The following is a 12269-nucleotide window of genomic DNA, read 5'->3' on the forward strand; positions in this document are numbered from 1 at the left end:
ACCTCTTAACAATTTAATATTTAAATTTCCAAGAAATACCTATATTATTTCCTATCCCATCTAAACCTTTTTTCATAAAATTGTAATCAAACTCATAATTAACCAAGAAAAATGGAGAATCAAACTCAATACCCAAATTAATAACAAAATTTAAATCCTTTGAAAAAGGAGTCATTTGCTCTTTTAGAAAACCAAAGCCCCCACTAATAAAAACACCCTCAACAAGATATTTCCCCACCTTAACACTTGTATTGTCAAGAACATCAACAAAAGTAGGATTCCCAATTTTAAAAAAATTACTATTAATAGAATTCTTTAATATATCTGTCTTTATACTCAACAAATCTAAGTTTAATACAGAACGCATATAATCTTCAATGGGTTGAATTAAAAAATCAAGAGCAATGTCACTTACTATTCCAATTGCCATTTCGGCAGCATTAGTCCCTGCCGATCGCAATCCCCCCTCAGCTTCACCCATTGTTGAACCTGAGAGTAAATATTTAATCTCTTGTTCAGATCTAGAAGGATAAGACATAAACTCGATTTTCCATAAACTTAAAGGACTATCAATACCTATTGTAACAAGCAGTTTATCATTTCTATCTTTAATAGTATTTGTAGCCTCAGCCTTTATCCATGGATCAAATTTAGCTCTGCTCTCATTAAAAGATATATAAGCGCCACTTTTAAAGATAAATTTTTTATTATTATAATTAACAAAACCACTTGCAATGTTCAAATCTCCTTTAAGAATAAAATCATCGGTTTTTGTATCAGATTTTATTACAAGCTTATCTCCTCTTGAAATAGTAGCTTGTAAAAACGAAATATTACTATCTGGCCAATGAAAAGTAACACCGCTGTCAAAATCTATTTCAAGATGAGTCAAAATATCAAAATCCCTGACATTAACATCAACTGTTTGCACTCTTTTTGTTTGCTTAAAGGGATTTACTAATAAATTAACAATAGAACTTTCAAGAGAATAAACCCAAGCGTTTGAAATATTTAAAATGCCTTTAAACATAATTTCATCAGCATTACCTTCAATTGAAAAATTGCCTAAAGCATAACCTGTAAAGCTTAAAGCAATTTTGTCAAACTTAATAGGAACTCCTGTTCTACCAGTCACATTAATATCTATTTTGTAATAATCAATAATAGTATCACTTAAAAAATTTAAATTTAAGCTAGTAGAAACAAAAACTTTGGAGTATCTATCTAGGTTAAAATCATTACTAAAAATGATTTTATTATCCTGAATTTTAACTGGCATATCAAATATTTCTAAAATCCTATCACCACCAAACTTTCTAGAAGCTCTTAAATACTCAGTACTTATTAACCCTTTTTGAATATTTAAAATTCCATTAATATTAGGATTATATAAATCCCCATCAATATCAAATTCACCATTTAAAACAAGATCATAAAGAATAAAATGATTGTCAATATTAAATAAAGAATGTGAGTCTAAAAAATCTTTAGTGATTATTTTTGAATCAAATTTAATATCTCTGACATTCCCAAGAATTTTATTTTTAATTATTTTGCCTGACGAATTAAAACTAAGAGGTAAATAATCTTTTAAAATAAAGCTATATTCCCCACTGCTATAATGGTATGAAACATTAATAAGGTCATAATCAATTGAAGTCATATTAAATTTTTCAAAATCATTGCTAAATTCAACAGTCAGATTAGATAAAAACTCATCTTTATATTTAATATCTCTAAAGGAGAATTCACCCTCTGTTTTGGTTTTCAAAACTCCAAATCGCTCTTCATCTCTACTTTCAAAGTTTCTGAAATTTGCGTTAAACTTATAAGAAAATAAGTCACTACTAAAAACCATATTAGATACACCTATAGAACTGCTTAGATCATACCTTAGACTACCAGTGAGAAACTCTTGTTTATTGCGCTTGGCTTTTATGTCATATATGTTAAGTTTATTGTCCAATAATCCTAAATTTAGAGAAAACTGTATGGGCACGCCCAATAAAGTTAATTTATCGGCCTCAAGATATCCACTCAAAGAATAATTTTTAAAATCATTCTTTTTAAAATTTAGCAAAAAATTACCATTAACCTTCCCCTCTAAAAGGGATAAAGAATTAAAATTGTAAAAATCTAAGTCTTGGAATTTAAGCAAAAAATAACTACCATATTCATCGGAATTAACACCTAAAAAATATCGTTCTGAATTTAAGCTGGAAAATAGATTCAAACTTCCATTAAGATTATCTTTTAAATTAAATTGTCCATATCCTTGCAAATTTGAAAGCTTGTTTACAAGCTTAACATCGGAAATGTGCAATTTATCATATTCATATAAGCCCTTAAAGCCAAAATTAAAATTGTAAGAGGGTATTTTAGAAGCTTTTACTATATTAAACTTATCTATTTTAAATTTTAAATCATCATTAAGACCCAAATAGCTCCCATTAAAATTTATATTTATCAAAAGATCAGAAGTTTTATTGTAAACCTTGAAACCATTAACATTAAGGGCATAAATTATTTTAGAATCAAAATAATTAAAATTGAATTTGATGCCAAGAGGAGATTCAGCAACAATAAGCTTGTTTTTAAGATTGATATTAAAATGCAAAGGATAATTTTTATCCAAATAAGAAAAATTCGTGCTAATATTGAATCCACTTTCAAATAGCTCAACAAACAAACTGGAATGCAAATTGTGATCATTGTACTGCAACTCAAAGTTGTTTGATTTATAAAAATTTTTTTCTCCACTAGCATCAAATATAAATTTGAAATTATCTAACTTTGAAAATACCATGAAATTGAATGTTTTTAATCTATTTTTATGATAATCAAATTTATTTAAATTAAAATCAGAAACTAAATTTAAATATTTGCCTGACAATAAAGTCCTGGGGAAAAAATTTATTAAGTAAGAACTAGGAATAACTTCTTTTAAAAAAAGCAAAGGAAGCTCTTTAATGCCTAAATTGAAAGAAAATTCCTCATCTTTAAGGTCGCCTTTTAAAAAAATTTGAGAATTTTTATTTTCCAAATAAATCAAATAGTCAATAAAAATTTTATCCTTTAGAAAATAAGTTTTTAAACTTAAATTTTGAAAACTAAGATTCCCAAGACTAAAATTATCAGAATTAACTGAAAAAATATTTTTATCTTTCTTGAAATTTAAATACCCATTTAGGTCATTAAAATTTAAAATTTTTGCAGACTTAAAGTTGAGACGCCCTATTGGAAGCAAGTCTTTTAAAGAATAATAACCTTTATAGTTTACAACTCCCCTTTTAAGCTTTAAAATAGCATTCTTAACACTTACAATGCTATCATTCCCTTTGATTTCAAGTTGTAAGCCTTGAATTTCTTTGCCTATAGTATCTACATTTAAAGAAGAATCTATTATTCCTGCATATCTTAAATCTTTATCTTTAAAATCATAAGAAAATGCCAACTGACCATTTAAACTTATATCAAAATAATCTTTATAAACTTCAAAGTCTTCATTTAGCTTAATCCAATCTAAAAGATTAACATTAAAAAATAAAGCATCTAATCGAATAAAACCATTGGCTTTGTCATAACTTAAATTAAAATCAAAATTCTCTCTTCTTAAATTAAAAATTTTTAAATTTCCTTTTGAATAATTTATTTGGAATCCTTGCTCAAGCAAAGAAAAATATTTTGTTTTAAATTCAAAAAAACTAAAATTAACATAACCATCCTCAAAGCCTTTTTTGAATTTCCCCTCAAAATAGAAAGTTGAATCTAAAATTCCATCATCAACTCTTTCAGACGGTAAATTAATTTCTAAATTTTTAACAGCACTAAAATCAACTACAGAGCTAAATAAAAAATCTTCATCTACGGTGCTTAAAGAAAAATTTTTAACTTTAAAATTCAACCAACTATGATTCTTGTTAAGCTTAATATTAATATTGATATTTTCTAAATTAATATTTAATCTGTAAAGATAGTTTATAATTTTATTTAAAATTATATTTTCATTGTCGTAGGCACTGTTAGAATTTAAATCATTCGATAAACTAAAATCGTTTATATCAAAATTTAAATTACTACCTTTAACATAAACATTTAAAATAATATTTTCATCACCTAAAATTAATTTAAACAGATTTAAATCTACCCTAACAACATCCATTAAGATTTTATCTTTTCCATCTAAGCTTAGTTCTAAACCGTCTATTTTAATAGATGATAAAAAATACGGTGAAATTTTATCATATTTAATCCTAAAGCCAAATTTGGATTCAAGATATTTGACAACAAAAAACTTTGCAGAATAAATTTGAACTTGAACAAATAGATTAATGGAAAAAATTATTAAAACAAAAACAAAAAATGGTAGAGTAAACAATAAAAATGTCTTATTTCTCAAAAACCCCAAATTCATACACTTATATACACTTATATATTGATAATTATTATTATATAATAATTATCAATAACCTAATTATTGGCATCAAAAGAAAGGAAGAAAAAATATTTGTGATCAAAATATTAAAAAACTTTTATTGCATAGAAGGAATTGATGGAAGCGGAAAAACAAGTATTACCAATAAACTAAAAACTCTTTGCAACGGTGAATCAAGGTATTATTTCACAAAAGAACCGTCAAACGGAATAATTGGAAAAATGATAAAAGAGCAACTAATGAATTTTGAAAATCCTTTAAAAGAATCTACATTTGCATATCTTTATGCAGCAGATCGACACGATCATTTATATAAAAAAGGTGGAATACTAGAAATTTTAAACACAAAAACCAAAAAAATAATAACTGATCGCTATTTATTCTCATCAATCGCCTATCAAGGAAATTTGGGATATGAATTAAATAAAGATTTTCCATTACCTGAAAAAGTATTTTTTATTGAAACAGACCCAAACATAGCTTATGAAAGGATCCAAAAAAATAGAACACAAAGTGATCTTTTTGAGCTTGAAAAATACAAAACTTTCGAACAAATTGCTCTTAAGTATTTAAAAATATTTAAAGAACTAGAAAAAAAAATTAATGTAATTTACATTAACAATTCAATAAAAGATAATTTAGATGAAACCGCAAGAAAAATTTTTAATCTAATAAAATTCTAATATAATTAATCATATGGTTAATTATATTTTTAAAAGTGCCACTTTCAAAATAAATTTAATTTTACTTCTTTTGGTATCAGTTTCAAAAATAAATGCATCCTCCAAATTTTATTATGCAGAACAATGGTATGTAATCTTTAATGCTCAAATGAAAAAAAAACCTGAAAACTACAAAAAAAATATATTTTTTCTTCAAAAAGCCTTGAAATATCCATTTGGGAATCCAAAATATTCACTAACTAAAATAGAAACAAAAGAGCAGTGGGAAAAATATAAACTTCTTTTCAAAATGCATGTAAATCTGCTCCTAGTTAAGCAAAATTTATATTTGGGGGATTTATTCGATACAAGAAATTTATATTTTTTCAAAACTCCAGAAAAAAATGGAATTATTCTCAATCTAGAAAAATCAAAAAAATTATATAAAATGGCTATTAACTACTACAATGAGGCGCTAAAATACCATAAAAAACTTGAAAATTACAAATCTGTTAAACTAGAAAACGACGGAATAACAAACTGGGAAAACGAATATAATAAAATTTCTCTTAAAGAGTTTGATTACTATGACATTATTAAAAAAGAATTGCTGAGAATTGACGAAACTAAAGCATTTTTTGAAAAAAGTTCAAACTATTATTAAAAAAATTCTCTACCTTCTTTGGAAAAAAAAATTTTATTTATATAATCCTTATTTAAAGAAAACTTAAAAACAAGATCTTTAAAATTATCTTTACTCAAGATACTATATTCTGAGAAAAGAGTTATTAACGCTCTTTCCGCTAAAAAGGGCAATTCTACAATATTTCTTAAAATTTCAGCTCTAAATTCACATGCTTTTTCATTATCTAAAGAATTTATAAAATTAGAATTTTCAACATCGGTGCTTAAAGCTACAATTTCATTTTCAAGGAATTTCTTATCTCCTTGTGAATACAGCAAAGCAAATGGCTTTAAAAAGGAAAAAAAATATTCTTTACCCACAAGATAATGATGCATTGAACATCTTGTAGCATAATTTGGATAAATAGCAGATTCAATTTTTTCATCACCACCAACAATAAACAAAGGATCAAAATAAGGAGCTGGGATTTCTTTGTTGTTGTAAAAATAATATCTATACGAAAAAAAAGATTCTTCCATGCAATCAATGTGCTCACAATAAGCTCCGAGTTTATAAATTTTATCTGAATATTCTACCAAAAGTTTAGCAGTATCATTAAAAGATTCTTTTCTAAAATTATAAAGCAATGTGGGTAATATAAATAAAATATTCTCATTTAACGAAATTTTATTTAAAACAAAAATTAAACGCTCATCATAAAAACATGCCTCATCAATAATAAAAGTACCACAACTAGGATTAGAGGCTATTAAGTTTTCAATATCAAAAGAGTTGCTGGCAAAACCAATCTCATCGATTTTATCTTTTCCACCACCTCTATATGGTATTACATTTTCTGGATAATCCTGAAACCTCCTCTTGTCGAAAAAATTTCTAATATAGAATACATTAACCCTACTCCTATTTCCTTTAATAACATTACCCAACACCTTGAAAGATTTTTTTCTTACAATAAGCGAATCTTTATAGATTTTTGCCGCATATTCTGTTTTCCCACTTCCCATGGGTCCAACTACAAGAATTAAATTTATTTTTACTTTAAAATCAAAATGGCTAATAGACACAATGTTACTTAATTTAGCATCTTCTTTATTAGCAAAGTCTAAACAAAAGCCCAAAAATCCTCCCTAAAGTAAATTCAAATTCAATTATACAAATAAAGAATAACAAAAAATATTAACATTAAAAACCTAAAAATTAATAATTGAGAATTCTATTAAAGTTATCATTCAAAAGAATAATAACTTTCAAAACAATCATCATCTAATAAAACTTTCTTTATTTTTAATTTATCCTGCTCATAAATTTCAATATAATTAAACTTTTTAGAACCATTAACTTTTCTATAAATTGAAACCAAACTTCCAACTACATAATTTTTAATTTCTACTAAATTAAATCCAAAATATTTTTTTTTACTTATCAAGCTTGATCTAATATCTAAAACAGAAATTTTTTCAAAAAATAAATTTAAAGCAGTGGGTAGGAAAAAATCTTTAATGTTAATCAAGAACAACTCCTTGATCCCAAGACTATTAAAATTGTAACCCAAATTGTTAAAAAGATTACACTTAAAAGCATGTAGAGCGAAAGTATAAACATCCCTTTTATCAGGATATTGAACCTCAATCATATCAACATAAGGGTAAACAGAATAATTTATTTTATAGCCAAGCAAGCCATTCTCATAATAAACTGGAGATTTGTCTTTAAAATAAATTTTATTAAAATAGCTGTTATTTAAACCAAATTTGTTATCAGAATCTAATATTCCTGAAAAAATACCTACTAAAACCCCATCTTTTAGTATGGCAATATTATTTTTATTATCAATACAATAAATTCCTGACAACCTTTTATAATCCTCTAAAAATTTAATCTTCATGCCAGGATCCTCTAAGAGATCATAAAACATTTTATATTCATTTATTGTCTCAGGAGGAAATTTTTTAAAAACCCTATAAGCTTCAACGGGATCCAAAAGTTTGTATTTTAAAAAATAAATGCCATGAATTCCATTAAATTCTTTAATTTTATCCTTAAGGAAAGAAAATAAAGAAACAGAATTGTCATAATTAAAATCTGAATTTCTAAATATATAATTAATATTTTCGGCTGTAAAGAAAAAATCTTCTTTTGATCTAATGGTATTAAAAATGCTAAAAAAAAACTTATCTTCTTTTAAAAACCACTTAAAAAATAAAAAATCATCACCATATAAGGAAAAAGCTTTAAATAAAATTTTTTTAAAATCATCTCCAAAACTTTCAAGTCTTCCAGAAGCTTCAAGTCTCATACAAATTAAATCTTTATCTATTTGTAATTCTTCATTTAAGTTTCCATACAAAGTAATAATTTCTTTATACATATTTTTATTATTATTTTGCCTTAAAATCAACGCAAAATAATAAGTGTATATTTCTTTAGGAGTCGTCACTTTAAAGTTATTAATATTAATTGCTTCTTTTAATAAATAAATTTTATCTATTAAGGCGATATCCTCTTTTAATGCAAGCTCATAAAGAGAGTCTGAAGATAGCAAGTTGAAATCGAGAGATCCATAAATTAAATCTTTTCCTTTTTGAAAATTAGAAAAATTTTTAGACTCATTGAAAAGAATACTTGAAATATCTTCATCTTCTTTAATTAAAACTGCATATAGGTGGTTTATAGAAATAAAAAGTATTAAGCCCATCTTTAAATAAAACATAAGCGCTTACCCTAACCTTTTTTATCTTCCCCCTCTACTTCTTTTGCAATAGACTCTACTGCAAATAGATCGCATTCATCTTTATTAACTTCAAAACCTAAGAGTTCCCTCACTTCTTTGTCTGTCAAAGTTTCCTTCAAAACAAGTTCTTTTGCAAGCTTAACAAGTTGATCCTTATGCTTTACAAGAATATCTGATGCCTCTTTTAAACATTCTTCAAGTATTCTTTTTACCTCTCTGTCAACTTTATCAGCGGTGTTCTCAGAATAAGCCTTAGCCTTTGAAAACTCTTTTGGAAGAAAAATGGGTGCTTCATCATCTACTAAAAATATTGGCCCAACTTCTTCACCCATACCCCACTCTGTAACCATTTTTTTAGCCAAGCTAGTAGCTTGCATTAAATCATTTTGAACGCCCGCTGTTGTAACACCTAAATTTATTTGCTCACTAGCATAACCACCATAGCATATCTTTATTTTATCAAGAATTTGATGCTTGTTTATTGAAAGTCTATCTTCCCTTGGAAGCGAAAATGCAACACCAAGTGCCCTGCCTCTTGGAATAATGGTAACCTTATGAAGTGGATCGGCGTGTTTAAGATAATAGTGAAGCAAAGCATGACCTGCCTCATGATAAGCCGTCTCAAGCTTTTGCCTATCAGTAATAGTCATAGATTTTTTTGCAACTCCCATCAATATTTTATCTCTGGCCTCTTCCATATCCTTCATTAAAATTTCATCTTGATTATTCCTTGCAGCTATTAAGGCCCCTTCATTAATTAAATTTGCAAGATCAGCACCACTAGCTCCAGGAGTAGCTCTTGCTATTACCTGCAAATTAATATCTTTTGAAAGCTTTGTTTTTGAAGAATGAATATTTAATATTGCCTCTCTTTCCTTAATATCAGGCAAAGAAACTGTTACTTGCCGATCAAATCGTCCAGGCCTAAGCAAAGCAGAGTCAAGAACATCAGGACGATTTGTAGCAGCCATAACAATTACATTAACATGCGTTCCAAATCCATCCATTTCAACCAATAGCTGATTAAGAGTTTGTTCTCTTTCATCATGCCCACCACCAAGCCCTGCGCCACGACTTCGACCAACAGCATCAAGCTCATCAATAAAAATAATGCATGGAGAATTTTTCCTAGCATTATCAAATAAATCTCTAACACGACTTGCTCCAACTCCAACAAACATTTCAACAAAATCTGAACCTGACATGTGGAAAAAACTAACTCCAGCCTCTCCAGCAACGGCTTTGGCAAGCAAAGTCTTGCCAGTACCCGGAGAGCCAACTAAAAGCACTCCTTTGGGAATTTTTGCACCTATTTTTTCAAATTTTTTGGGATTTTTAAGAAATTCAACAACTTCACGAAGCTCTTGCTTAACCTCTTCTTGACCAGCAACATCTTTAAAGGTGATTTTATTCTTCCCAGCCTCATACTTTTGAGCATTGCTCTTCCCAAAGGTAAAAACTTTTCCACCACCACCTTGAGTTTGACGAAATATAAAGAAAAAGAAAATAAAAAATAAAATCCATGGTAAAGTTTGTAATAAAACCCCAATCAAAGAAGCTTGACTTTTCCCTGAGCTAAGCTCAACTTTTTTATTTTTTAATTCTGCAAGCAGATTTATATCAAGATAAGGAATACTGGTAGAAAAATAAGATTTTGCAAAGTTAGAACCCTTGACAACAAATTGAATCAAATTTTTATCAATTATTACTACAGACTCAACTAGGCCATTGTCCAAATAATTCTGAAAAGTGCTATAAGGAACATTTTTATAGCTTTCCCCTCCCCTTATAAAATATGACATAAATATTGCTGAAATTAAAAAAATAACAACAAGCCCTAAAATCCAATTTTTATTCTTCTTTTTATTATTAGATTTGCCATTATTATTCATATTACTACTGCCATTCATTCCTTTAAAAGCCCTCCAATCAAAGATATACTAATTTTTTTAAGAATGCTTTTTTCACTCCATACTAAGTTTAAAGTATTTAAATCAATAATTCCAATTAACCTATTATCTAATGACAATAACATTAAATAAATCGGATTACACCTTATAAACTTAGAAAAAAATTTTTTTGCTTTAAATCTATCCTTAAAAAATTTATATCTAAACTCATAAGAACAACATTTTAACCTTGATACAGAAGCTGTATTGCACTCTAAACATTTTAGCAAAATCTTACCTAAAGATAAACTATGCCATTTGCCAACTTCTAAAATAAAATCAAAAGGTTTGTAAAATTTTTCATCCCTTTTAAAAATTAAATTAATTTTATTATGCCTTTTTTCTAAAAAAAAATCATTGGTTTTTAATAAAACATTATTTTTCTTTCTATGAATCTCTACTTTAAATGCTTCATTAAGAGCTTTATAGGAAACTTTAGCTACAATTCCTTCTGAATTTAAAATTTTAAAAATCAATCTAAACACCAAATATTTGGGAAAATTTAAAAAAGTTTTCAAATCAAAAGAATAATAGTATTTACCTTTCTCAACGGGGAAAAATTCATCTTTTTCAAAATAATCTACAAATTCCTTTGAAAATTCAGATATTCTTTTAAGACATTTTTGATACCCTTTAAAAATCTTCTCTATAGAAGGTAGTAAATTATTTCTAACCCTATTTCTTAGATATAAATCTTGAGCATTTGTACTATCAACAAAAAAACTAATATTATTCAAAGATAAAAAATTTTCAATTTCTAGTCTTGAAACCTCGAGTAAAGGTCTTATAATATTCCTATTCACACCAGGAATACCTGAAAGACCATCCAAAAAAGATCCTTGAAAAAATCTCATAATTATTGTCTCAATCTGATCGTTCTCGTTATGAGCAAGCGCAATATAATTTGCATCATTTTCTTTAAGAGCATTTTCTAAAGCATTATATCTACATTTCCTTGCAAGTTCTTCAATAGATATTCCTAACCTAACTGACTCACTTTTTATATCTATATCACATTTTTTAACTTGTAAAGCAATATTGTAAAGATCACAAAAACCCTTTACATGCTCTATCTCTTTATTTTGCTCATTATCAGATCTAATAAAATGAGCAAAATAAAATGCAACAATATTATTGCTCAAATAATATTTTAAATTCAATAATAAAGTTGTGGAATCGGCCCCTCCAGAAAAAGCAACAATAACCCGATTTTTATTTAAAGAATTTTTTTTATAAAATTTATCTATTTTAATTTGTATATTATCGTCTAAAAAATGCATTAAAAATTACTAGAATTGATTTTTTGAACCTTATTTTTAAAATTTGACTCGCTAATATCAACTAACTCATCACTTAAAAAATCATACAATTTCTCAAGCCTATCTATTTCATCCTTGCAAAATCTAGAAAGAACAAAACTCTTTATATCTCGCATAACATTGCTTCCAACCCCAATATAAAGCCTACTGTAATTAGAGCTTCCAAGAGCGCTTGAAATTGACTTGAGGCCATTATGAGTAGATGGACCACCTCGCTCTTTAAGTCTGCATTTTCCCAAGGGAAGATCAACATTGTCGAGAACCACTAACAAATTCTTTATACACATATAAAAATCTGAAAATATTGAAGGAAATAAAGATCCGCTTAGATTCATATAAGTCAATGGCTTAACCAAAATTACTCTTCCAGAAATCATTCTCAACTCTGAATATTCATATTTTTTTTTTCTCTTTAAAAAAAGGTCATTCTTAGAAATAATTTTATCTAAAAGAGAAAAGCCAACATTATGTCTAGTTAAAGAAAATTCTAATCCAGGGTTTCCTAATCCAAGTATCAACAACCCCAT

At 27.1% G+C, this 12269-nt stretch carries 8 protein-coding genes; 2 read left to right on the plus strand and 6 right to left on the minus strand.

The window, feature by feature from the left end:
• Positions 1–13: 13 nt before the first annotated feature.
• Positions 14–4414: a translocation/assembly module TamB domain-containing protein gene (locus BLA33_RS00250; RefSeq protein WP_075226295.1), complete on the minus strand. Its 4401-nt coding sequence runs from the start codon at positions 4412–4414 to the stop codon at positions 14–16.
• 95 nt (positions 4415–4509) lie between these two features.
• On the opposite strand from BLA33_RS00250, the gene tmk reads away from it, so the two are divergent.
• The gene (gene tmk / locus BLA33_RS00255) at positions 4510–5118 is read left to right on the plus strand and encodes a dTMP kinase (RefSeq protein WP_075226296.1); all 609 of its coding nucleotides are present in this window, start codon (positions 4510–4512) and stop codon (positions 5116–5118) included.
• A gap of 13 nt (positions 5119–5131) precedes the next feature.
• Complete coding sequence (locus tag BLA33_RS00260) at positions 5132–5761, plus strand: hypothetical protein (RefSeq protein WP_029346869.1); 630 nt, start codon at positions 5132–5134, stop codon at positions 5759–5761.
• Here the strand turns inward: BLA33_RS00260 and BLA33_RS00265 are convergent.
• From BLA33_RS00265 to pth, 5 genes are all read right to left on the minus strand, one after another.
• The gene (locus BLA33_RS00265; protein ID WP_029346870.1) at positions 5758–6861 is read right to left on the minus strand and encodes a thymidine kinase; all 1104 of its coding nucleotides are present in this window, start codon (positions 6859–6861) and stop codon (positions 5758–5760) included. The two genes, BLA33_RS00260 and BLA33_RS00265, sit on opposite strands and share 4 nt — an antisense overlap.
• Positions 6862–6968: 107 nt before the next feature.
• On the minus strand, positions 6969–8453 hold the full coding sequence (locus BLA33_RS00270; RefSeq protein ID WP_075226297.1) for a hypothetical protein: 1485 nt from the start codon (positions 8451–8453) through the stop codon (positions 6969–6971).
• An 11-nt stretch (positions 8454–8464) separates the two neighbouring features.
• On the minus strand, positions 8465–10384 hold the full coding sequence (gene ftsH, locus BLA33_RS00275; protein WP_004792434.1) for an ATP-dependent zinc metalloprotease FtsH: 1920 nt from the start codon (positions 10382–10384) through the stop codon (positions 8465–8467).
• On the minus strand, positions 10381–11703 hold the full coding sequence (tilS, locus tag BLA33_RS00280) for a tRNA lysidine(34) synthetase TilS (protein ID WP_029346871.1): 1323 nt from the start codon (positions 11701–11703) through the stop codon (positions 10381–10383). The genes ftsH and tilS overlap by 4 nt, the downstream gene beginning before the upstream one ends.
• Positions 11703–12269 carry an aminoacyl-tRNA hydrolase gene (gene pth / locus BLA33_RS00285; protein ID WP_075226298.1) on the minus strand — a complete coding sequence of 189 codons (567 nt, stop codon included), beginning with the start codon at positions 12267–12269 and terminating at the stop codon, positions 11703–11705. Before pth ends, tilS begins: the two co-directional genes overlap by 1 nt.

This window comes from Borreliella garinii, from assembly GCF_001922545.1.
GTDB classification, from domain to species: domain Bacteria; phylum Spirochaetota; class Spirochaetia; order Borreliales; family Borreliaceae; genus Borreliella; species Borreliella garinii.

Bases quoted from the DNA above. Each gene is read 5' to 3' on its own strand.
- pth (WP_075226298.1), bottom strand. From the start codon at position 12,269: ATGGGGTTGTTGATACTTGGATTAGGAAACCCTGGATTAGAATTTTCT.
- BLA33_RS00270 (WP_075226297.1), bottom strand. From the start codon at position 8,453: ATGTTTTATTTAAAGATGGGCTTAATACTTTTTATTTCTATAAACCAC.
- ftsH (WP_004792434.1), bottom strand. From the start codon at position 10,384: ATGAATGGCAGTAGTAATATGAATAATAATGGCAAATCTAATAATAAA.
- tilS (WP_029346871.1), bottom strand. From the start codon at position 11,703: ATGCATTTTTTAGACGATAATATACAAATTAAAATAGATAAATTTTAT.
- BLA33_RS00250 (WP_075226295.1), bottom strand. From the start codon at position 4,414: ATGAATTTGGGGTTTTTGAGAAATAAGACATTTTTATTGTTTACTCTA.
- BLA33_RS00260 (WP_029346869.1), top strand. From the start codon at position 5,132: ATGGTTAATTATATTTTTAAAAGTGCCACTTTCAAAATAAATTTAATT.